Raw genomic sequence first — 21,730 nt, 5'->3', positions numbered from 1 at the left:
TCCCACGTTAGTGTGTGCAAGGTGAGCGAGTCCGTTACCGATACCCTCGGCCGGTTTCTCCGGGATCGCATCGGTGTCGAACCTCAGCGCGCGTCGGTCACCTTTCTCGGTGTTGAACCCGTCGACGTCCTCCGATTCTCCACGTCCGAGCAGGTCGTGTACGTGACGTCCGGCTGCTCGCGCCACCCGATGTCGGACCCCACCGACCTCCACGCCGACCCGGTGCGCGGGCCGCGCGCCGAGTTGGTGGTGCGTATGGCAGCGGGCTCCTCGTTGCCGGGGCTGCACAAGCGGATGGCGACGGTGGCGGCCGCACCCGCGGTGGAAGGGCTGATCCTGGCTGCCGATGCGCTGGTCGACCTGGGTGAACCGCTGTGGGACACGGCGACGAGCACCGCGTTCCTCCTCGACGACGACGACCTGGGAGAAGTCCCTCTCACAGAACCGATGGACTCGATCCGCCTGCTGCGTGCCGTGCCGATCACCGCGAACGAGGCCGCGTGGGTACGCCTCAAGGGTGCTGCTGCATTGCGGGAGGCGTGGACGGAGGCGGGGATCGACGTGACGCACGCGGATCGGTCGTCGGCGAATCCCTGATCAGAGCCAGTGGTGGCGCCGGAACACCCAGAACAGGGTGGTGCAGGCGACGACGAGGCACAGCACGACGGCCGGGTAGCCGTAGCGCCACCCCAGCTCGGGCATGTGCGCGAAGTTCATGCCGTAGATACCGGCGACCATCGTCGGCACTGCTCCGATGGCGACCCACGCCGAGATCTTGCGCATGTCCGTGTTCTGCTGGATGCCGACTTTCGCGGCCGCGGCATCCAGCAGTGAGGTGAGCACCTCGTCGTACTCGACGACGCGCTCGACGACCGTGGTGAGGTGGTCCGCGACGTCGCGCAGATGACGGCGGATCTCCTTGGGGATCAACGGATTGTTGGTGTCGGTGAGTCGGGCGAGCGGCACCGACAGTGGTTGGACAGCGCGCCGCAGTTCGAGGACCTCGCGTTTGAGCAGGTAGACCGGGTCGATGTTGAGCCAGCGTTTCTGCCTGCCGAAGACCGACTCTTCGATGGCGACGACGTCGACCTCCATCCGCTCGGTCACCGCGAGGTAGCTGTCCACCACCTTGTCGGCGATGGCGTGCATGACCGCGGTGGGGCCGAGCGCCAGCCGCTCAGGGCGAGCCTCGAGTTTGCGTCGAACGCCTGACAGGTGGGTGTGGGCGCCATGGCGGACCGTCACGACGAAGTCGGGTCCGGCGAAGATCATGATCTCGCCGGTCTCCACCACCTCGCTGGCGTGTTCCATCGATTCGTGCTCGACGTACTTGACCGTGCGCAACACCATGAACTGGGTGTTGTCGTAGATCTCCAACTTGGGGCGCTGGTGCGCGTGCACGGCATCTTCGACGACGAGCTCGTGCAGACCGAACGCCTCACCGACACCGGCCATTTGTTCGTCGTCGGGAGCATGCAGCCCCAGCCACACAAAACCTTGTCCGGACTCTCGGACCTCGGCCAGCGCCTGTTTGTAACCGATCCGCCCCGGCTGTCGGATGCCGTCGACATAGACCGCGCAGTCCACCACCGCGCGTGCCACCGGCACCGGGATGCGCGGCAGCGGCGGCTTGTCCCGCCGCGGGTAGACAAAGCCGCGTCCGCCCGGACGGAGGTTCGGCATCGAGGGCACGTGATGGATGCTACTCGCGTGGTTGGTCACCGACCCGACCACTGACGGGGCTTCGCGATGGGCGGCGACTTTGTAGGATTCCGTCCGTGTCCTTCGACGTCACGGTCTACACCACGACGCTGATCACCCTGCTGGTCATCATGGATCCGCCGGGCCAGATCCCACTGTTCCTCAGCCTCGTCGGCCACCGCTCGCCCGAGTACCGGCGTCGGGCCGCGTGGCAGGCGCCGTTGGTGAGTTTGCTCGTGATCAGCGTGTTCGCGGTCGGCGGCAAGGCGATCCTGACCTATCTCCACATCGGGATCCCGGCGTTGCAGGGGGCGGGCGGACTGTTGTTGCTGCTGGTTGCACTTCAGTTGCTCACCGGGCTGGGAAATGCGGGATCACCACAGGCCTCCGAGGACGTGAACGTCGCCCTGGTGCCGTTGGGAACTCCGCTGCTCGCCGGCCCGGGAGCGATCGCGGCGGTGATCGTCGGGGTCAGTGCCGTGTCGGGCGATGCGGGCGGCTACCTCGCGATCGCAGCGGCCATCGTGAGCGTGCACATCGTGGTGATGCTGGTCCTGCGCTACTCGACCTATCTCATCCGCATCCTGGGCGTCGGCGGAATCACTCTGCTGGCCAAGATCGCGGGTCTGCTGCTGGCCGCGATCGCCGTGCAACTCATCGCCGACTCGATCGCCGGTTTCATCGCCGAGGGCGTCTGAGTGTTGGGAGGCCACACGCTACGGTGAAGCGGTGGTGAACGGGGCGCTGATGACAAGGCTGACGGCGGTGGGGCTGACCGCTGTGGCGGTGCTCGTGCTGCTCGTCGGCTGTGCGCAGCCGACCACGTCCTCGACGTCCGAACTGCATGTCGGATCGTCGTCGAGCCCCGCGATGCGCGTGATGGCCGAAATCTATGCGGGAGCGTTGCGCAACACCGGCACCGGGGTTGCGCGCGAGGTGATCGTCGGCGACGACCCGGAGTTGCTCGACGCCATGCAGAAGACCGACGTCGACCTGTTTCCGGCGTTCACCGGGCAACTGCTGAGCGTGCTCACGCCCGAGACGACCGCGGTGACCGCCGACGCCGTCTACAACGACGTCAATCGTGCTCTGCCGCAGGGTGTTTCGGTGGGGGACGCGACGCCGGTGTCGGCCTCGCCGCAGGTGGTGGTCGCCACCCGGGTGGCCGAGCCTGCGCAGGTGACCGGTCTCGCCGATTGTGGACGGCTACCGGCGGGATTGACGGTGGTGACGGTCGGTGCGCCCGACGACGCGGTGCTCCGCTCATTTGCCGACGCCGGATGCCGATTCGGGGCAGTCCAAGCCCTGCCGGATGCGTCGGCCGTCGTGGATCGGGTGGCCACCGGGACCGCGGTGGGAGTGCTCACACCCCTGGAATTGTCCGGTGACCGTCGCGGTTCGGCGACTTCCGTTCAGGCTCTGCGGGTTTCGACACCCGATACCGAGGGCGGACCGGTGAGTGCAGTCGTCGCAGCAGGTCCACGTGCCCAGACCCTCGTGCCGGTCTACCGCAGTGCGGCGTTGTCCAGCGACGACGTGAAGACCGTCAACAAGGTTGCCGGCGAGATCACCACGGCCGACCTCGCCGCGATGGCCGCGAGCGTCGCACGGGGGAACGACCCTCACGAGATCGCGGTCACCTGGCTGGGCGATCACGGTCTGTAGTGGTGCGTCTCTAGCGGCCGCGACGACCGACACCCGGCAACGAGAGCCACGTGCGCGGCGAGCGCTGGGGCGTCTCGTGGTCGCCGACCGTGTGCAGTGAGCGGAAACCGGGAACGCGAAGCAATTGTGCGGCCAGGTTGCTCTGCAGCGTGTTGTTGGCGGCGGCACACCCGTGGCAGTGGCCGGTCAGACGGACCGTCACGTCCCCGTTCTCGACGCCGACCAATTCGACGGCCCCGCCGTGTGACGCGGTGTACATGCCAAAGCTTCCGGCGAGAACTGCGCGAACGGCGTCGGCGACCTCCGCGTCGGCGGCCTGGCGGACCGCTTCGCGTTCGTCCGAGGCGATGGCTTCGTGTGCGTCGGGCCATCCACCGGGCGCGGTGAGGATCTCGTGCAGTGCGCCGCGGATGCGCCGACCATCCGCGGCTGCGGTGTGATCGGCGCCCAAACGAGTGCGTACTTCACCGGGTGTCACCCACACCGACTCGACGGTGCCCTCGGCGGCGAGGTCGGCGAGAGGAGTGGGCAGGTCCGCGGCGTCGACCTGGCCGGTCTTGCGAACCAGACCCGGCCCGACGCGCCACCGTACGAGAGCGGGATCGTCGGGGTCGGCCGGCATCGGCAAGAGGACGAGACTCATGGCGGCATCACCCGGTCACCGCGGCCGTGATGGTGTGACCGATGTAACCGGCCACCCACGCGAGGGCGAACATGTAGACCCACGCGATGATCGGCCATCGCCACGAATTGGTCTCGCGCCGCATCACTCCGATCGTCGACATACATTGCAGCGCGTAGACGAAGAACAACAGCATGGCCACGATCGTCGGCGGTGAGAACACGACCTCACCCTTGTTGGGGCCGTCCGTGTACGTCATTTGTTCCAGGGCCGACGTCGGGTCGTCGGGATCTTCAGCAACAGCGATCTGGCCCAGAGTCGACACGACGACCTCTCGCGCCGCGAACGAGCCGAGGATGCCGATGTCGATGCGCCAGTCGAATCCCAGTGGGGCAAACACGGGCTCGACGAACTTGCCGATGGCGGCACCGAAGCTGTTGTCCATCACATACGAACGCGACTCCGCGTCGCCGGCCGCTTCGGCTTCCTCCTGGGTCGCACCCTGCTGGAGTTGTACGGCGACGGTGTCGTTCTTGATCTGCTCCGCTTCGTCCGTGCGGGCGGGCAGCGACAGCAGAATCCACAGCACGATCGACGTGAGCAGGATGATCTTGCCGACCTTGCGCAGGAACATCCGAGTCGAATCCCACACCATCATCAGGACCGTGCGGGCCGCCGGGATGCGGTACGGCGGCATCTCCATGTAGAAGGGCATCAGTCCGCTGCGCAGCGCCGGAGTGCGTTTGAACACCGCCGCCGCCGTCATCGCCGACACCCCGCCGAGCAGATACAGGCCGAACATCACCGCACCCTGCATGCCGAACGGACCGAACTTCGCGTCGGGCGATACCAGCATTCCGATCAGCAGTACGTACACGGGGATGCGGGCCGAACAGGTGGCGAGCGGGGCCGCCATGGTGGTGGCGATGCGATCCTTCGACGACGGGATGCTGCGGGTGGCCATGATGCCGGGGACCGCACATGCGAACGACGACAGCATCGCGACGAAGGCGCGACCCTCGAGCCCGGCACCGCTCATCGCGCGGTCGGTGACGAACGCGGCGCGGGACATGTAGCCGACGTTCTCCATCAGGGCGATGAGCAGGAACATCAGCACGATCTGCGGCACGAACACGAGCACACCGCCGACGCCGCCGATGACCGCGGTGGACAGGAAGTCCGCGAGGATCGGCCACGTCACGTACTCGGTGACCAGGCCTCCGAGCCACCCGAAGAACGACTCGACCAGGTCCTGTAGTGGCGCCGCGACCGTGAAGACCACCTGAAAGAAGCCGAACATGATGCCGAGGAAGACCAACGTGCCGACCACGGGGTGCAGCAGGACACGGTCGACGGCGTTGGTGATGGAGTGCGAGCGGGGTGCTTTGTAGCCGGCCAGTTGCAGGACCGACGCCACCCAGTCCTCGTGTTCTTGGCCGTCGGCGACCGTTGGCGGCGCGACGGCAGGCCTGCTCCACGACTCCGGCGCGCCGAGCAGGGTCCGGACAGACTCGAGGGTCGACTTGCGAGTCCCGATGACGGCCCGCACCGGGACGCCGAGCGCTTCCTCGAGTCCCTCGGGGTCGGCCTTGCCTCCGCAAGCGGCCATTTCGTCGGTCATGGTGAGCACGATCGCGATGGGGATGCCGAGGTTCATCGCCTCTGCGACAAGTCCGAGTGACCGTTGGAGCACCGTCGAGTCGACGACGATCAACGCGGCGTCGGGCCTGTCGGCGCCCGATATCTTTCCGTCGAGCAGGTCGGCGACGACCTGCTCGTCGGGTGAGATGGGCTGGAGGCTGTAGGTGCCCGGGAGGTCTTCGAGATTGATCTCGATCGGTTTGGCGGCTCCGGCACCGGCCATGGCCGGGACCTTCGCCCGCCCGATCGATCGTGTCACGGTGACACCCGGGTAGTTGCCCGTCTTCTGGCGTAGCCCCGTGAGTCCGTTGAACACCGACGTCTTGCCGGCGTTGGGGCTGCCGATCAGCGCGACCGACGGTGCATCCGCCAGCGGCTTCTGGCCGCCGCCACCGTGTTCGTGGTGGTGCCCGCCGCCGGGATCGTGGCAGTCGCTCATGACGCCACATCGCATTCGATGAAGTCGGCTTCGTGTCGGCGGAAACAGATCTCGTAGTCCATCACCCGATAGACGCTCGGATCGCCGAGCGGTGCGCGGCGCATGCGGCACACGGTGGTGCCGTGGATGAAGCCGAGGCTGGCGAGCCGGTGACGTATCTCCGGTGGGCAGGACTCGCTGAATCCGTGTATCCGGGCGCTCTGACCGACGTTGAGTCTGGCCATCGGCATCGTGCTGGCTGCCATCGTCGCAGGCCGCCTTTCGAGGTAAATCGACCCTAACTCGATTTACTTTACGCGCGGGTAGGGCGGTTCTGGTCGCAACAGCGAGTCTTTGGGTCTTTAGCCCCGGAGCCGAACGGGCCGAATGTCACCGGTGGCGAACACGACACAGGGCCGCCTGCGCCTTGCGCGAGCGGCCCTGTGTGACTTGGGTTTTGGGCAGACCTGAGTCCTGTTGGGTCAGTTCACCTTCGACAGTGCCCAGCCGGTCACCTTGGCGGTGACCCACTGGTACTTCGACGCGACGATCCGCACCCAGATGTCGAGTAGCTGGGCGTCGGCGCCGACGAGGATGCGTGCCTTGTTCTTGCGCACACCGTCGATGATGATGTCGGCAGCCTTGGGCGAGGTCATCCGCGCGAGGTATTTGTCGAAGAAGGCGGCACTCGACTGCTGGTCGTGGTCGCCGGACACCGTGGCGTTACGCGCGATTGCGGTCTTGATTCCGCCGGGGTGGACACAGGTCACCTTGACGGGGTGCTTCGCGATGATCATTTCCTGACGCAGCGCCTCGGTGAAACCGCGGACCGCGAACTTGGCGGAGTTGTAGGCGGCCTGGCCTGGCTCGGCCAGCAACCCGAAGAGCGACGACGTGTTCACGATGTGTCCGTCGCCGGACGCGATGAGGTGGGGGAGAAATGCCTTGGTGCCGTTGACGACTCCCCAGTAGTCGACATCCATCACGCGCTCGATGTCTTTGAATTCGGTGCGTTCGATCTCACCGTGATGGGCGATGCCGGCGTTGTTGAACACGGCGTTGACGACGCCGTAGTGCGCGACGACGGTGTCGGCGTAATCGAGTACGGCCTCACGCTCGGCGACGTTGAGGATCTGGCTGTGCACCTGCGCGCCGGTCTCGCGGATCAGGTCCTCGGTGACCTGGAGGCCGCCGGGGTTGACGTCGGAGATCGCCAGGCGTGCACCGCGTTGCGCCAACTTGACCGCGAGGTCGCGGCCCATGCCCGACCCTGCGCCGGTGATGACGACGACCTTGTTGTTGAAGTCTTTCATCTGCTGCTCCTGTCTGCTGGGTCAGGCGGTGACGGTGTCGGTGATTGACGCCGTGCTCGCGGACGTGGTGTCAATGGGCGCCTTCGTCCGGGACACCTCGAAGGCGGAGATGTCGAAATGCTTTGTCGCACGACGGAAGTTGAAGGTGAAGCCGGGCCACAGTGTGGTGATGTTGCCTCTGGCGTCCTTGTACCAGGAGGCGCAGCCGCCGTTGACCCATACGCTGTTGCGCAGGGCGTGCTGGATGTCCCGGTTGAACCCGCGCTGTGCCGACTCGGTCACCTCGGTACGGGTGATGCCTTGGGCGCGTGCAGTTTTCAGGTAGTCGACCAGATAATTCAACTGTGATTCGATCATGTACACCATGGAGGTATGGCCCAGCCCCGTGGACGGTCCGACCATCAGCAGCATGTTCGGGAAGCCGTGCACGAAGGAGCCCTTGTAGCCCTGCATGCCGATCTCGTCCCAGACCGCTGCGAGGCTGCGGCCGTCCTTGCCGACGATCCTGCCGAACACCGGTGAATCGGTGACGTGGAACCCGGTCGCGACCACGACCACGTCGACGTCGCGCGTGGTGCCGTCCACGGTGGCGACGCCGGTGGGGGTGACGCGGGCGATGCCGTCGGTGACGAGGTCGACGTTGGAGCGGTTGATGGCGGGGTACCAGTCGTTGGAGCGCAGAATGCGCTTGCAGCCGACCTGGAAGGCCGGGGTGGCCTTCTTGCGAAGCGCGCGGTCGGAGATGCCGCGGGCAATGTTCGCGCGGCAGATCAGCTCGACGGGTTTGAGTGCCTTCGGCGAGTAGGTCAGACCGAAGGCGGTCGCTTCGTTGGCAGCGTAGATTGCGCCGCGCACGGCGGACTGGAAGCCGGGCACGTTTTCGTAGGCCCAGTGCTCCGCGCCGGTGTACGCGCGCTCGGTGCGGGGGACGATCCACGGCGCTGTGCGCTGGTACACGTCGAGGCGCTCGGCGACCTTCGCGAGCTCGGGGACGAGCTGGATGGCCGATGCGCCGGTACCGATCACGGCGACGCGCTTGCCGGTGAAGTCGTAGTCGGTGTCCCAGCGTGCGGAATGGATGATCTTGCCGTCGAATCCGTCGATGCCCTCGATGTCGGGGAGGTTGGGTTCGCACAGCGGGCCTACGGCGCCGACCATCACGTTGGCGCGGACCTGGGTGGCCTCACCGTCGCGCTCGGTGTCGATCAGCCAGACGCGCTGCTCGTCGTCCCACGCCGCGTGGGTGACCTCGGTGCCGAAGCGCGTGTTGGCGCCGATGCCGTAGGTGTCGGCGACACCGTTGATGTAGCGGTGGATCTCCGGCTGATGTGAGTAGGACCGCGACCAGGTCGGATTCTTCGCAAAGGAGAAGGAGTACAGCTGCGACGGGACGTCGCACGCCGCACCGGGGTAGACGTTGTCGCGCCAGGTGCCGCCGAAGTCGCGGCCCCGATCGAGGATGACGAAGTCGTCGAAGCCTGCCTGCTTGAGCTTGATCGCCGCACCGAGCCCAGAGAAGCCTGCTCCGATGATGGCAATCTCTACATCGTTCGTTGTCATGAAGTCACCATAGGAAGCTACTGAACTCATGTCAATAGCTTATTGAATCTGATTCAGTAAGTGGCTAGGGTCGGTGTGTGTCGACGGTGAGAGGAGGGAATCCGTGTCGGTGACCCAGGGTAAACGCACGCGGATGAGTCCCGAGGCGCGTCGCGAACAACTCATCGAACTCGGTCTGGAGATGGTGTCGGAGCGTCCGCTCGACCAGGTGTCGATCGAGGCGATCGCTGAGGCCGCCGGCGTCTCACGAGCGCTGCTGTTCCACTACTTCGAGTCCAAGCAGGACTTCCATGTGGCCATCGCGGCCACTCAGGCTCGGCAGATGCTCGAGTGCACAGCGCCCGACCCGTCACTCGAGGACCCGCTCGCGATCCTGCAGTCGTCGATGACCGCGTTCATCGACTATGTGAGCGAGAACCGGTCGTCGTACACGACGTTCATGCGCGGTGCCTCAAGTTCGGACGAAGCGATGCGGGCCATCTTCGACGGCACTCGTGCGGTGATGGCGCAACGCGTGCTCGACCATGTTCCCGCGCTCGGCCTCACCGTGACCCCCGTCGTCGAGATGACCGTGCACGGCTGGATCTCGTTTGTGGAGGAGACGACGATCAGTTGGCTCGGTGGTCCCCGGATTTCTCGGGACGAGTTGCTGGCCCTGATCACCGCGGCGTTGCCGGCGTTGGCTGGGGCGGCGGGTGTGGTGGTTCCCGAGGCCTGACCCCCTGAGGTGCGGGCGAAGCGAGCCCCGACCGCACCTCACGGCGGAGGGGCCGTCGCTACTAGGCGAACGCCTCGCCGATGATCTCCTGCTGCTCCACGGCGTGGACTTTGCTGGAGCCCGACGACGGTGCCGACATCGCGCGCCGCGAGATTCGACGCAGGCCGCCGAGCGTGTCCGGGAGCACCTCGGGCAGCCACAGGCCGAGGAACGGCCACGGTCCCTGGTTCGCCGGCTCCTCCTGGACCCAGGCGAAGTCGGTGGCGTTCGGGTACTGCTCCAACGTGTTGCGGAGTCGGCGGTGCGGAACCGGGTAGAGCTGCTCGATCCGGACAACCGCGACGTCGTCGCGATCATCCTTGTCGCGGCGTGCGGCCAACTCGTAGTAGAGCTTGCCGCTCACCAGCAACACCCGCTTGACCGTGCTGCGATCGCCTCCGCCGACATACTTCGGGTCGTCGATCACCGAACGGAACTTGTCGTCGGTGAAGTCTTCGACCGGGGAGACAGCGGCCTTGTTGCGCAGCATCGACTTCGGGGTGAACACGATGAGCGGGCGGCTGATGCCGTCGAGCACATGGCGGCGCAGCAGGTGGAAGTAGCTGGCCGGCGTCGACGGTAGGGCGACGGTCATCGATCCCTCGGCACACAGCTGCAGGAAGCGTTCGATACGCCCCGAGGTGTGGTCGGGGCCTTGGCCCTCGTGACCGTGCGGAAGCAGCAGCACGACGTCGGAGAGCTGGCCCCACTTGGCCTCACCGGAGGAGATGAACTCGTCGATGATGGACTGCGCGCCGTTCACGAAGTCGCCGAACTGCCCTTCCCAGAGCACCAGGGCGTCCGGGTTGCCGACCGAGTACCCGTACTCGAATCCGACCACCGCGAACTCGGACAGCGGCGAGTCGTAGACCATGAATTGGCCACCGCCGTGCTCACCGTCGATGGGCTTGAGATGGTTGAGGGGGGTGTACTCCGACCCGTTCTCCCGGTCGATCAGAACCGAGTGACGCTGCGTGAACGTGCCGCGGCGGGAATCCTGTCCCGACAGGCGCACGGTGCGACCCTCGAGGACGAGCGATCCGAACGCGAGAAGCTCGGCGAACGCCCAGTCGATACCGCCGTTGCGTGATGCCTCCTGCCGGCGGTCGAGCACCGGCTTCACGCGGGGATGCGGGGTGAATCCGTCGGGCACGTTGACGAAGGCATCACCGATGGTCTGCAGGGTCGTCTTGTCGACGGCGGTGACGAGCTTGGTGGGCAGCGTCTGGTCGGATTCGACGGACGGGCTCGGCTCGGGGCGGTACTTCTCCAGTTCTTTGACCTCGTTGAAGACCCGCTCGAGCTGTCCCTGGTAGTCGCGCAGGGCGTCCTCGGCCTCCTTGGTCGAGATGTCACCACGACCGATCAGGGCTTCGGTGTAGCTCTTGCGGACTCCACGCTTGGTGTCGATCACGTCGTACATCGCCGGCTGGGTCATCGACGGGTCGTCACCCTCGTTGTGTCCACGACGGCGGAAGCAGACGAGGTCGATCACGACGTCCTTGTGATAGGTCTGCCGGTAGTCGACGGCGAGCTTCGCCGCCCACACGCAGGCCTCGGGATCGTCGCCGTTGACGTGGAAGATCGGCGCGCCGATCATCTTCGCGACATCGGTGCAGTACTCGGACGAGCGCGAATGCTCCGGTGCGGTGGTGAATCCGACCTGGTTGTTGACCACGATGTGCACGGTTCCGCCGGTGCGGTAGCCGGGCAGCATGGCCAGGTTGAGGGTCTCGGGCACCACGCCCTGTCCCGCGAAAGCGGCGTCGCCGTGCAGCATCAGCGGCAGGATCGAGAACTCGCCCTCCTCGTCGAGCTGGTCCTGCTTCGCGCGGACCAGACCTTCGAGAACCGGATCGACGGCCTCGAGGTGACTCGGGTTGGCGGTGAGCGACACGGTGATCTCGTTGTCGCCGAACATCTGGTAGTACTTGCCCTCGGCGCCCAGGTGATACTTCACGTCGCCGGAGCCGTGCGCCTGCGACGGGTTCAGGTTGCCTTCGAATTCGGTGAAGATCTTCGAGTAGGGCTTGCCGACGATGTTGGCCAGGACGTTGAGCCGCCCGCGGTGCGGCATACCGATGACGACCTCGCCCAGGCTGTGCTCGGCGCTCTGGTCGATGACGGCATCCATCATCGGGATGACCGATTCCGCGCCCTCGAGCGAGAACCGCTTCTGCCCGACGTACTTGGTCTGCAGGAAGGTCTCGAAGGCCTCTGCGGCGTTGAGCTTCGACAGAATGTACTTCTGTTCTGCGACAGGCGGTTTGGAGTGCTTGATCTCCACGCGCTCGCGCAGCCACTTCTGCTGGTCGGGCTCGAGGATGTGGGTGAACTCCACGCCGACGTGGCGGCAGTAGGCGTCGCGCAGAATCGACAGCACGTCGCGCAGCTTCATCTTCTCCTGGCCGTGGAAGCCGCCGACGTTGAAGGTGCGGTCGAGATCCCAGAGCGTCAGACCGTAGGTCAACACGTCCAGATCGGGGTGGCTCGCCCGGGCGTCGCTGTCCATCATCAACGGATCGATGTCGGCCATGAGGTGGCCGCGGCTGCGGTAGGCGGCGATCAGTTCGAGCACTCGGGTGTTCTTGTCGACGGTTCCCGCGGGGATGTCGCGGCGCCACCGGATCGGCTCGTAGGGGATGTGGAACGCGGTGAAGATCTCGTCGTAGAACGCGTCGTCGAGCAGCAGCTCGTGGATCCGTCGGAGGAAGTCACCCGACTCGGCACCCTGGATGATGCGGTGGTCGTAGGTGGACGTCAGTGTCATCAGCTTGCCGACGCCGAGCTCGGCGATCTGCTCGTCGCTGGCTCCCTGGAACTCGGCCGGGTACTCCATGGCGCCCGCGCCGATGATGGCGCCCTGACCCTTCATCAGGCGAGGAACCGAGTGGACGGTCCCGATGGTGCCCGGGTTGGTCAGCGAGATCGTCACGCCGGCGAAGTCGTCGGCGCCGAGTTTGCCGTCGCGGGCGCGGCGGACGATGTCCTGGTAGCCGGAGTAGAACTCGGCGAACCCCATCGTCTCGCATTCCTTGATGGCGGCGACGACCAGCGTGCGGTTGCCGTCCTTGCCGACCAGGTCGATGGCGAGCCCGAGGTTGGTGTGTGCGGGCGTCACCACGTTGGGCTTGCCGTCGACCTCGGCGAAGTGCCGGTTCATGTTCGGGAACGACTTGATCGCCTGCACGATCGCGTAGCCGAGAATATGGGTGAAGCTGATCTTGCCGCCGCGGGTGCGGGCCAGATGGTTGTTGATGACGATGCGGTTGTCGATCATCGCCTTGACGGGCACGGCGCGAACGCTGGTCGCGGTCGGGATTTGCAGCGACGCCGACATGTTTTTCGCGATCGCGGCCGCGGGACCACGCAAGACCTTGTTCTCGTCGGCCGATTCGGACTTGTCGGTCGATGTCGCCGTCTTGGCGACCGGGCGGCTCTGCGACCGCGCCGATCCGTCGCGGCTCGCCACGCTCTGCCCGGAGGCCGCCTTGGTGGCGGTGGCCTCCTTGGCCGGTGCGCTCTTGCGCGCCGCGGGACGGGTGGGTGTCTGGTCGAGGGTGACCTGCTTGGACGCAGAGCCCTCGGACGATGCCTTGGTTGCGGCCGGCTTCGCAGCGGACTTGCTCGCAACAGGTTTGCTTTCGGCGGTCTTGCTCTCGGGAGCCTTACTCGGGGCGGGCTTGTTCGACGAGGCAGTCGCGGGGGCCGACCCGTTGCCGTTGGCGTTCGATCCCGACTCGGCGCCGTTGGCTGACGGCTTGTAGTTCTTCAGCAGGTCGTGCCAACTCGGATCCACCGAATCAGGGTCCTGGATGAACTGCTGGTACATTTCCTCGACCAGCCACGTGTTCTGCCCGAAATCGGATAACGAACTGCTCACAGCGGTATCTCGCCTCAATTCCCAAAAAGGTGCCGGGTTTTCTGCCACCGAGGTCTCTCGTGAAGACTATCGGTGAACCACCTGCAGATGGTACGCGCGTGAAAGCAGTCCGTGCGCACCGACCTGCTACTTCACGGTCAGTTCCACACGTCGTCCACACGAGGACAGAGCCTCGTCATCTGGCTCGGACTTTCACGCTGTCGTGGGGCCGGCGTCGTTGCCGGATGGGCCCACCGGAATCGGCGATTCGTCGGGATCGACACCTGCATCCCAGAACGCTCGATACCTTCCGGTCAACGACAGCAACTCGTCGTGTGTTCCCATTTCGACGATGCGTCCGTCTTCGACAACGGCAATCAGGTCGGCCCGTGCGGCGGTGGCAAGTCGGTGCGCGACGATCACCGACGAGCGACGCCTGGTGACCGCGGCGCCCGCAGCGAGCACGAGCGCTTCGGTTGCCTGATCCAGTGTTGCGGTGGCTTCGTCGAGAAGCAGCAGATCGGGTTCGACGAGTTCGGCACGCGCCAGAGCGACGAGTTGCCGCTGGCCTGACGACAGGCCCTGGCCGCGCTCGCCGAGCGGATGATTCATGCGTCCGGGAAGTGACCGGATCATGTCGATGGCACCGACTGCCGCCGCGGCCCGAGCGATCGTCCGGTGGTCGGCATCGGGCCGGCCGTAGGCGATGTTCTCCGCGACCGTGCCGGTGAACAGGTGTGGTTCCTGGGGGACAAGTCCGAGGCGTTGCCGGTAGCCCGACAACGTGTACTCGCGGATGTCGACGCCGTCCATTCGCACCGAGCCGGAGGTCGGGTCGTAGAACCTCGCCAGCAGTTTGACGATCGTCGACTTGCCTGCGCCGGTGCGCCCGACCAGGGCCACCGACGTGCCCGGCGCAATGGCCAGGTCGAGGTCGGTGAGTGCGTCGCCGGCGGCACCGGCGTAGCGGAACGAGACGTGATCGAGCGTGGCAGCCCCGTCGAATCGGGCCGGGCCGGGTTCGGTGGCCGACGGCGACGCGGCCAGCGAACTCGGTGTCGACACCAGATCGCCGATCCGTCGCAATCCCACGGCGGCCTGCTGGTACCCGTCGAAGACCTGCGTGAGCTGCTGCACCGGGCCGAACAGCATCGCGAGATAGAGAATGAAGGCGACCAGGGTGCCGGCCGACATCGCGCCCGTCGACACCTGATGGGCACCCACCGCGACGGCGACGGCGGTCGCGAGATCCGACATGAAGGTGATGAACGGGAAGTAGATCGAGATCGCGCGTTGGGACACCATGCGCGCGTGCACCCAGTCAAGGGTCCGCGTGGTGAATCGTGCGTCGGCGACCGCGACGTGACGGTAGGTCTGCGTGGTCTTGATGCCGGCGATGTTCTCTTGGAAATCTGCGTTGACCGCACTGACGAGTTCGCGGGACCGGGTGTACGCGCGCGCTGCGATGCGCCGGAACACCACGGTGGCCACCACGACGACGAGAAAGACCGGGAGGATCAGCGCGCCCAGGACCGGGTCGGTCACGACGAGTGCGATCGTGACGCCGATCAGCGTGAGTGCGGCGACGATGGCCGAGGAGAGGCCGGTCTGCAAGAACGTCGACAGCGCGTCGACGTCGGTGGTCATGCGGGTCATGATGCGGCCCGACAACTCACGCTCGTAGTAGTCGAGTCCGAGGCGTTGCAGGTGCGCATACGAGCGGATGCGCAACCCGTACAGGACTCGCTCGCCGGCCCTTGCCGAGGTGATCGTCATCGCCGAGGTCGCCACCCAACCCAGGCCCACGAGCGCCACACCCACCCCGGTGGCCCACCACAGTGTCGCCTCGTCGGCGTTGGTGGCAGCGTCGATCACGGTCCTCGCGAGGGTCGGGAACATCAGCCCGATCAGGGTGTCGGCGGCGATCGCCACGATCGCGGCGACCATCAACCACCGGACCGGTCGAAGGATGCCGCGCAGAGTGAAGTGCGGGTTCTCCCGGCGCGCGGCGACCGTGTCGACCTGCGGGTCCTCGGTTGCCGGTGGCAGCGCGGCCACCGCCTCGGTGAGTGCGGGCGTGGCAGGCATCGACCCGAGGGCGGAACCGATGCCCGGGCCGCGTCCCATGCCGCCGGTGGCCGGGGCCGGATTCCGGATCGGTCGAGCCGGGGCGTCGGCGCCGGTCGGAACCCGATCGGGCCAGAGATCCTCGGCGGAGTCGGGAGACATGGTGATACCGGCCGGGACCTCGGGCATCGTGGGTGACACCGGCGCCATGAGGTCACGGAAGCGTGGTGACGTCGTCTCGAGTTCGGCCACGGTGCCGACCGCGGTGATCACGCCGCCCTCGATCACGGCGACACGATCGGCGAGGGTCAGGGTGGAGCGTCGGTGGGCCAGAACGAGCATCGTACGGTGCTGGGCGCGGAGACCGCGCAGGATGCGGGCCTCGGTGGCGGCGTCGACCGCCGACGTCGCGTCGTCGAGGACGAGGATGCGTGGGTCGGCGAACAGGGCGCGTGCGAGGGCGATGCGTTGACGTTGTCCGCCGGACAGGGTGAGTCCTCGTTCGCCGACGACCGTCGCGTACCCGTCCGGGAGGTCGTCGATGAACTCGGCCGCGTCGGCGCGTTGTGCTGCGTCGACGACGCGCTTCATCACCGCCGCATCCACGTCCTCGGCGGCGACGTCGAGCGCGATGTTCGCGACGATCGTGTCCGAGTAGAGGAACGGCTCGTCGAAGACCACCGCGAGCGCGTGGTGCAACGCGTCGGGGGCCAGCTCCGACACCGGATGGCGGCCGTCGGCACCGACGATGTCGATCGACCCGGCGTCGGGTGTCAGGTATCCGCTGACGAGGTCGGCCAGCGTCGACTTGCCCGAGCCGGGCGGCCCGACGATGGCGACGCATTCGCCGGGTGCGATGCGCAGATCCACGCCGTCGAGGACCGCCGGTTCGGAATCGGGATCGTCGTATCGGTGGTGTCCGAAGCGGACGGCGTCGAGTTCGAGTCCGAGTGGTCCCGGCGGCAGTGTGCCGGTGTTGCCGATCGCCGGGTCGCGGGGATGCTCGGTCACGTCGAAGACACGCTCGACCGCGGCTCGCGCCAGCTGTGCGCTCACCACCAGGTTGGTGAGGAGTCGGGCCATGGCGGTCATGCTCGCCACATACGTCGTGAAGGCGAGAAAGGTTCCGGTGGTGATGTGGCCATCCATCGTCAGATAGCCCCCCACGGCGATCACCGCGACCATGCCGATCTGCGGGATCGCGGCCATGGTCGGTGCGAATCGTGCGTTGATCCGGGCGGCGCGCAGTCGCCGTGCGTAGAGTGCGGCACCGAGGTCGACGAGTTCGTCGACCGCGCGCTGCTCCTGCCCGAAGCCCTTGACGACGCGGACACCCGTGACCGTCTCCTCGACGTGCTGCGCGACGTCGGCAGCGGCTTGCTGAGCCGACCATGTGGCAGCGAACAGACGCCGACGAGTACGCCAGATGACCAGTGCAACAACGGGAATGATGAGCAATGTGACGGCGGTCAGCAGAGGCGACAGGTAGGCCATGATGCCGATCGCGATGACCACCTGGACCGCGGCGCCCGCCGACAGGGGAACCATCGCCAGCAGCCCCTGCAGGATCTGGAGATCGGAGATCGAGCGGGAGACGATCTGCCCGGTCCGGATCTCGCGCTGCGCCAGGCCATCCAGATGCAGCAGCGTGTCGAGCAGTCGCAGGCGCAGAGCGTTCTGCACGTTGATGGACAGCCGGCCGGCCGTGATGCGGCGTCCGTACTGGCAGGCGTACCGGACGAAGGCGAGCACCACGAGCATCGTCACGATCGCGGTGATGGACAGCCCGTGGGTCGCGACGCCGGTGGCGTTGTCGACGGCGGCCTTCGCCAACAGGGGAGTGGTGAGGTCCACCGCGACGGCGATCGCGGTGGCGATCAAGGTGGTGACGACCAGCCGCCGGTACTTCCACGATTCGGCGGCCAGGCGTCGGATCCATCCGGGTGATGTCGCGTCGGCCGCTCTCTCCTCCGACGGGGACGGCTGGACTTCGTTGTCGAGGGCCGTCGTCACCACCGGCGCACGGGCGGCAGGCCGGCGTCGTACACGACCGTCGAATCGACATGCCACGCGACCGGCGGGGGTCCGAAGACCTGCCGGGAGTTACGCACCACTCGTCGGCCGATCGCCCGACTGCCGGCACCACCGATGACGGCGCCGATCCCGGCGGGCATCAACTTGCCGAGCACCAACGGCGCCTTGCGATATGCGTACTTGCGCGACAGTTTGGCGACGAGCTTCTTGTTGAGTTTGGTGATCGCGCTCTGCGGGACCGACGAGCGGCCGAGTCGGCGCAGCACGCCTCCCCGGGTCCCGACCACGCGTCCCAGCGCGAGCACACCCTCTTCGCCGAGCGCGACGGTGAGCACCAACGTCTTGCGTCTTTCGTTGTCGTGCAACGGAATTCCATGGACCTCGGCGATTGCCAAGGCAAGTAGCGCGGAGGCCTCGATGAAGAAGGCCGATTCGCCCGTCATCGCACCGAGTGCGGTCATCGTCCCGACGCCCGGGATGGCCGCAGTGGCACCCACCGCGCCGCCCGAACCGGTGACGGCGTGCAAGTAGCGCTTCTCGAGACGTCGGATGAGTTGCGCGGGTGAGTCGTTCGGGTACTTCGCGCGCAACGATTCGACGTACTTCTTGACCCGGGGGGCCTGGAGTCGTTGGGCGCGGTCGAGCACACCGCCGGCCACCTCGACGGTCCGACGCGACGTCGGAGGTTCGGGCTGTTCCCACTGGGGCTGTTGCATGTTCTGTGGCTGGGGCGGGTATCGGGGGTCGAATGTCATGAGAGGGGTACCCAATCTCGAGCGGGGACGACTTCGGTTGCCGGCGGTGGCCCGGGTGGCGTGCCATCTCCGAATGGCCGTCCGCCGAGTTCTTCGCGATGGTGCGGCGTCAGCCATCCGCGCAGGTCCGGGCCCTTGGGAACGATCTGCGTCGGATTGATGTCGCTGTGCACGATGTAGTAGTGCTGCTTGATCTGGGTGAAATCGGTGGTGTCGCCGAACCCGGGCGTCTGGAACAGGTCGCGAGCATACGCCCACAGAACCGGCATCTCGCTGAGCTTGGTGCGATTGCACTTGAAATGGCCGTGGTAGACGGCGTCGAACCGGGCGAGCGTGGTGAACAGCCGCACGTCGGCCTCGGTGATGGTGTCGCCCACCAGGAATCGTTGCGTGGACAGCCGTTCGGATAGTTCGTCGAGCTTGGTGAACAGGCGGTCGTAGGCAGCGTCGTAGGAGTCCTGGCTGCCGGCGAACCCGCACCGGTACACGCCGTTGTTGACTTCGGTGTAGACGCCGCGGTTCACCTGGTCGATCTCGTCACGCAGGTGTTCGGGGTACAGGGCGGGTGCACCCTCGCGGTGGTAGGCGGCCCATTCCAGCGAGAAGTCGATGGTGATCTGCGGAAAGTCGTTGGTCACCACTTCGCCGGTGGCGGTCTCGACGATGGCCGGCACGGTGATGCCCTTGGGGTAGCCGGGGAATCGCTTCTCGTAGGCGTCTTTGAGTCGCGGGATGCCCAGGACCGGGTCGACGCCGCCGGGGTCGAGATCGAAGGTCCACGAGTTCTTGTCGTGCGTCGGACCGCACAGGCCGAGCGAGATCACGTTCTCGAGTCCGAGGAGCCGGCGCACAATCAGCGTCCGATTGGCCCACGGGCATGCACGGGCGGCGACGAGACGGTAGCGACCGGGTTCGACGGGATACCCGTCGCGACCGTCGGCGGTGATCCGGGTCTCGATGTACTTGGTGTCGCGCACGAACTCCTGACCGGTGGTCACATAGCTGCCCTGCTCGGCGTCGCCGTGTGTCGTGCCGGTGTCTCTCGTTCCGCTGTCGGGGGCCATGCCTCACACAGTAATGATCTGTACCGACTCTTGGCATCGGTTGCCCGGCGCGGTATATTCCAGTCGGAATATTTGGTCGGAAACATGGAGTTGGGACATGGGTGAACACGGCTCGGCGCAGCCTCTGCCGCCGATCGCGATGCTGATCCTCGGTTTGCTGGCCGAGCGGCCCATGCATCCCTACGAGATGTTCCAGACCACCGTCGAACGCCGGGAGGACAGGTTGGCCAAGATCCGGCCCGGCACCATGTATCACTCGGTGGACCGTCTGAATTCCAAGGGACTCATCGAGATCCAGGAGGTTCGACGCGAAGGCAATCGGCCCGAGCGGACCGTTTACGCGATCACCGAACACGGACGTGAGGTGCTGACCAGAAGCCTGGAGCAGATCCTTGCCCGGCACCCGGAGGAGTATCCCGAGCTCTATCTGGCTCTGTCCGAGGCGCACGGGTTGCCCCGGGCCCGGGTGATCGAGTTGGTCGGCGAACGAATCGAACGGATGCAGACCGAGCTCGCCGAGTACGAGGCGGCGGTCGCGGTGGCGCAGGCCTGCGGCAAACCGGAGATGTTCCACCTCGACGCCGGCTGCAAGATGGCCACGCTACGCACCCAGATCGACTGGCTCACCGATCTCGTCGACCGCATGCGAACCTCGCGGATCGCCTGGCTCGACGACCCCGACTTCCTGACCACCATCAACGGCCTGCCTGCGGGGGCGGCGGCCGATCCCGAACGCGCACAGAAAGAGAACACACCATGACCACCTCTCCGCCCTCAGCTGGGCAGATCACCAGCCGGCCATGGGTCGCACTGCTGGCGCTCTGTGTCGGCTTCTTCATGATCCTCGTCGACATGACGATCGTCGCGGTGGCGCAGCCGCAGATTCAGGCCGCGCTGGACACCGACGTCAACGGGATCGTCTGGGTGTCGAGCGCCTATCTGCTCTTCTACGCGGTGCCGCTGCTCATCACCGGCCGGCTCGGCGACAAGTTCGGGCCGAAGAACGTCTACCAGCTGGGTCTGCTGGTCTTCACCGCCGCCAGCCTGTGGTGCGGTCTGTCCGATTCGATCGGTGAGCTGATCGCGGCCCGAGCCCTGCAGGGTATCGGCGCGGCGCTCATCACCCCGCAGACGATGGCACTGATCACCCGCATCTTCCCGCCGGAGAAGCGCGGCGCGGCGATGGGTGTGTGGGGCACGGTTGCCGGTGTGGCCACCCTTGTCGGTCCACTGCTCGGCGGCATCCTCACCGACAGTTTCGGCTGGGAGTGGATCTTCTTCGTCAACATCCCGGTCGGCATCGTCGGCCTGGTCCTCGCCGCCGTGCTGGTGCCCAGCGTCGAAACTCATGACCACCAGTTCGACTGGATCGGCGTGATCCTCTCGGCGGTCGGTCTGGCGGCCCTGGTGTTCGGCATCCAGGAGGGTGAGACCTACAACTGGTCGGCGTGGATTTGGGCACTCATCGTGGGTGGCGTGCTGGTGATGGCGTTGTTCGTCTACTGGCAGTCGCGGATTCGGACCGAGCCGCTGGTGCCGCTGTCGTTGTTCCGCGATCGCAACTTCTCGCTCTCCAACATCGGTATCGCCACCATGGGCTTCGCGATCTCCGGTCTGATGATCCCGACGATGTTCTTCCTGCAGCTCGTCGGCGGTATGTCGCCGACCCAGTCGGCGGTGATGATGGTGCCGATGGCCGTGCTCACCGGCGTCCTCGCGCCGATCGTCGGCCGCATCCTGGACCGCGTCCACCCACGCGTGATCATCGCCTCGGCCCTGCTGCTCAACGCCGTCGCGGTCGGACTGCTCGGCATGCTGGCTCAACCGGATACTCCGGTGTGGCAGTTCGTGATCCCGCTCTGCATGATGGGTATCGCGTCGGCCGGGATCTGGGCCCCGTTGGCCGCCACCGCCACCCGAAACCTGCCCTGGCAGCAGGCCGGTGCCGGCGCCGGCGTCTACAACACGACGCGGATGATCGGTTCGGTGCTCGGCGCGTCGATGGTCGGCGCACTGATGCAGACACGACTGGCTGCGGAGCTGCCCAACGTGAACACCAACGAGCACCGGGACACGGTCGCCCAGTTGCCGGCCTTCCTCCGGGAAGGGTTCGCCGACGCCATGGGGCAATCGCTGTACCTGCCGGCCGCGGTGCTGCTGATCGGTGTGGCGGCGACGGTGTTCCTGGTGCGGCCCAAGCACCAGACGCCTCGGGCGGCCACGGAGGCACTGCTCGCCGAAGGTGAGGTGGAGGGAGCAGGCGCGGCCTGA

16 protein-coding genes are annotated in these 21,730 nt (G+C 66.3%); 6 read left to right on the top strand and 10 right to left on the bottom strand.

What is annotated here, in order from left to right; translation table 11 throughout:
• Positions 1–21: 21 nt before the first annotated feature.
• Positions 22–597: a suppressor of fused domain protein gene (locus ACWDTF_RS02075; protein ID WP_355277133.1), complete on the top strand. Its 576-nt coding sequence runs from the start codon at positions 22–24 to the stop codon at positions 595–597.
• Here the strand turns inward: ACWDTF_RS02075 and ACWDTF_RS02070 are convergent, their stop codons facing one another.
• Positions 598–1,683 carry a magnesium and cobalt transport protein CorA gene (locus ACWDTF_RS02070; RefSeq protein WP_240860371.1) on the bottom strand — a complete coding sequence of 362 codons (1,086 nt, stop codon included), beginning with the start codon at positions 1,681–1,683 and terminating at the stop codon, positions 598–600.
• 95 nt (positions 1,684–1,778) lie between these two features.
• On the opposite strand from ACWDTF_RS02070, the gene ACWDTF_RS02065 reads away from it, so the two are divergent.
• Positions 1,779–2,399 (top strand): MarC family protein, encoded by a 621-nt coding sequence (locus tag ACWDTF_RS02065; protein ID WP_240860352.1) that lies wholly within the window; start codon positions 1,779–1,781, stop codon positions 2,397–2,399.
• A 49-nt stretch (positions 2,400–2,448) separates the two neighbouring features.
• Positions 2,449–3,366 carry a glycine betaine ABC transporter substrate-binding protein gene (locus ACWDTF_RS02060; protein WP_355277130.1) on the top strand — a complete coding sequence of 306 codons (918 nt, stop codon included), beginning with the start codon at positions 2,449–2,451 and terminating at the stop codon, positions 3,364–3,366.
• A gap of 10 nt (positions 3,367–3,376) precedes the next feature.
• On the opposite strand, the gene ACWDTF_RS02055 is transcribed toward ACWDTF_RS02060, so the two are convergent.
• The 5 genes from ACWDTF_RS02055 to ACWDTF_RS02035 all read right to left on the bottom strand — a co-directional run bounded on the left by ACWDTF_RS02055 (position 3,377) and on the right by ACWDTF_RS02035 (position 8,920).
• Complete coding sequence (locus ACWDTF_RS02055; protein WP_240860350.1) at positions 3,377–4,009, bottom strand: NifU family protein; 633 nt, start codon at positions 4,007–4,009, stop codon at positions 3,377–3,379.
• 7 nt (positions 4,010–4,016) lie between these two features.
• Positions 4,017–6,068, bottom strand: coding sequence for a ferrous iron transporter B (gene feoB, locus ACWDTF_RS02050; RefSeq protein WP_449753899.1), 2,052 nt, complete (start codon positions 6,066–6,068; stop codon positions 4,017–4,019).
• Positions 6,065–6,313: a FeoA family protein gene (locus ACWDTF_RS02045; RefSeq protein ID WP_240860348.1), complete on the bottom strand. Its 249-nt coding sequence runs from the start codon at positions 6,311–6,313 to the stop codon at positions 6,065–6,067. Before ACWDTF_RS02045 ends, feoB begins: the two co-directional genes overlap by 4 nt.
• A 216-nt stretch (positions 6,314–6,529) precedes the next feature.
• Positions 6,530–7,360: an SDR family NAD(P)-dependent oxidoreductase gene (locus tag ACWDTF_RS02040; protein WP_355277124.1), complete on the bottom strand. Its 831-nt coding sequence runs from the start codon at positions 7,358–7,360 to the stop codon at positions 6,530–6,532.
• Between the two features lie 21 nt (positions 7,361–7,381).
• Positions 7,382–8,920 (bottom strand): flavin-containing monooxygenase, encoded by a 1,539-nt coding sequence (locus tag ACWDTF_RS02035; protein ID WP_240860346.1) that lies wholly within the window; start codon positions 8,918–8,920, stop codon positions 7,382–7,384.
• Positions 8,921–9,053: 133 nt separating this feature from the next.
• On the opposite strand from ACWDTF_RS02035, the gene ACWDTF_RS02030 reads away from it, so the two are divergent.
• Positions 9,054–9,638: a TetR/AcrR family transcriptional regulator gene (locus ACWDTF_RS02030; protein WP_355277149.1), complete on the top strand. Its 585-nt coding sequence runs from the start codon at positions 9,054–9,056 to the stop codon at positions 9,636–9,638.
• A 61-nt stretch (positions 9,639–9,699) separates the two neighbouring features.
• Here ACWDTF_RS02030 and ACWDTF_RS02025 read toward each other — a convergent pair whose 3' ends face one another.
• The 4 genes from ACWDTF_RS02025 to ACWDTF_RS02010 form a co-directional block, all read right to left on the bottom strand.
• Entirely contained in the window at positions 9,700–13,560 is a 3,861-nt protein-coding gene (locus ACWDTF_RS02025) for a multifunctional oxoglutarate decarboxylase/oxoglutarate dehydrogenase thiamine pyrophosphate-binding subunit/dihydrolipoyllysine-residue succinyltransferase subunit (protein WP_355277121.1), read from the bottom strand.
• Between the two features lie 192 nt (positions 13,561–13,752).
• Positions 13,753–17,619: an ABC transporter ATP-binding protein gene (locus ACWDTF_RS02020; RefSeq protein WP_449753955.1), complete on the bottom strand. Its 3,867-nt coding sequence runs from the start codon at positions 17,617–17,619 to the stop codon at positions 13,753–13,755.
• On the bottom strand, positions 17,616–18,356 hold the full coding sequence (locus tag ACWDTF_RS02015) for a hypothetical protein (protein ID WP_240860345.1): 741 nt from the start codon (positions 18,354–18,356) through the stop codon (positions 17,616–17,618). The genes ACWDTF_RS02020 and ACWDTF_RS02015 overlap by 4 nt, the downstream gene beginning before the upstream one ends.
• 35 nt (positions 18,357–18,391) lie before the next feature.
• On the bottom strand, positions 18,392–19,459 hold the full coding sequence (locus tag ACWDTF_RS02010; RefSeq protein ID WP_449753898.1) for a glutathione S-transferase family protein: 1,068 nt from the start codon (positions 19,457–19,459) through the stop codon (positions 18,392–18,394).
• 97 nt (positions 19,460–19,556) lie between these two features.
• Between ACWDTF_RS02010 and ACWDTF_RS02005 the strand changes: the two genes are divergently transcribed.
• Positions 19,557–20,219, top strand: coding sequence for a PadR family transcriptional regulator (locus tag ACWDTF_RS02005; RefSeq protein WP_240860343.1), 663 nt, complete (start codon positions 19,557–19,559; stop codon positions 20,217–20,219).
• Positions 20,216–21,730 carry an MFS transporter gene (locus ACWDTF_RS02000; RefSeq protein WP_240860342.1) on the top strand — a complete coding sequence of 505 codons (1,515 nt, stop codon included), beginning with the start codon at positions 20,216–20,218 and terminating at the stop codon, positions 21,728–21,730. The genes ACWDTF_RS02005 and ACWDTF_RS02000 overlap by 4 nt, the downstream gene beginning before the upstream one ends.

The sequence above is a fragment of the Gordonia sp. NPDC003422 genome (genome assembly GCF_053588675.1).
Note: the sequence above shows the minus strand (reverse complement) of the source record. Positions and strands in the feature narration are given on the sequence as shown.

Coding starts and splice junctions, on each gene's coding strand:
- ACWDTF_RS02070 (WP_240860371.1), bottom strand. CDS start 1,683: ATGCCGAACCTCCGTCCGGGCGGACGCGGCTTTGTCTACCCGCGGCGG.
- ACWDTF_RS02060 (WP_355277130.1), top strand. CDS start 2,449: ATGACAAGGCTGACGGCGGTGGGGCTGACCGCTGTGGCGGTGCTCGTG.
- ACWDTF_RS02055 (WP_240860350.1), bottom strand. CDS start 4,009: ATGAGTCTCGTCCTCTTGCCGATGCCGGCCGACCCCGACGATCCCGCT.
- feoB (WP_449753899.1), bottom strand. CDS start 6,068: ATGAGCGACTGCCACGATCCCGGCGGCGGGCACCACCACGAACACGGT.
- ACWDTF_RS02045 (WP_240860348.1), bottom strand. CDS start 6,313: ATGGCAGCCAGCACGATGCCGATGGCCAGACTCAACGTCGGTCAGAGC.
- ACWDTF_RS02040 (WP_355277124.1), bottom strand. CDS start 7,360: ATGAAAGACTTCAACAACAAGGTCGTCGTCATCACCGGCGCAGGGTCG.
- ACWDTF_RS02035 (WP_240860346.1), bottom strand. CDS start 8,920: ATGACAACGAACGATGTAGAGATTGCCATCATCGGAGCAGGCTTCTCT.
- ACWDTF_RS02030 (WP_355277149.1), top strand. CDS start 9,054: ATGAGTCCCGAGGCGCGTCGCGAACAACTCATCGAACTCGGTCTGGAG.
- ACWDTF_RS02015 (WP_240860345.1), bottom strand. CDS start 18,356: ATGCAACAGCCCCAGTGGGAACAGCCCGAACCTCCGACGTCGCGTCGG.
- ACWDTF_RS02010 (WP_449753898.1), bottom strand. CDS start 19,459: ATGGCCCCCGACAGCGGAACGAGAGACACCGGCACGACACACGGCGAC.
- ACWDTF_RS02005 (WP_240860343.1), top strand. CDS start 19,557: ATGGGTGAACACGGCTCGGCGCAGCCTCTGCCGCCGATCGCGATGCTG.
- ACWDTF_RS02000 (WP_240860342.1), top strand. CDS start 20,216: ATGACCACCTCTCCGCCCTCAGCTGGGCAGATCACCAGCCGGCCATGG.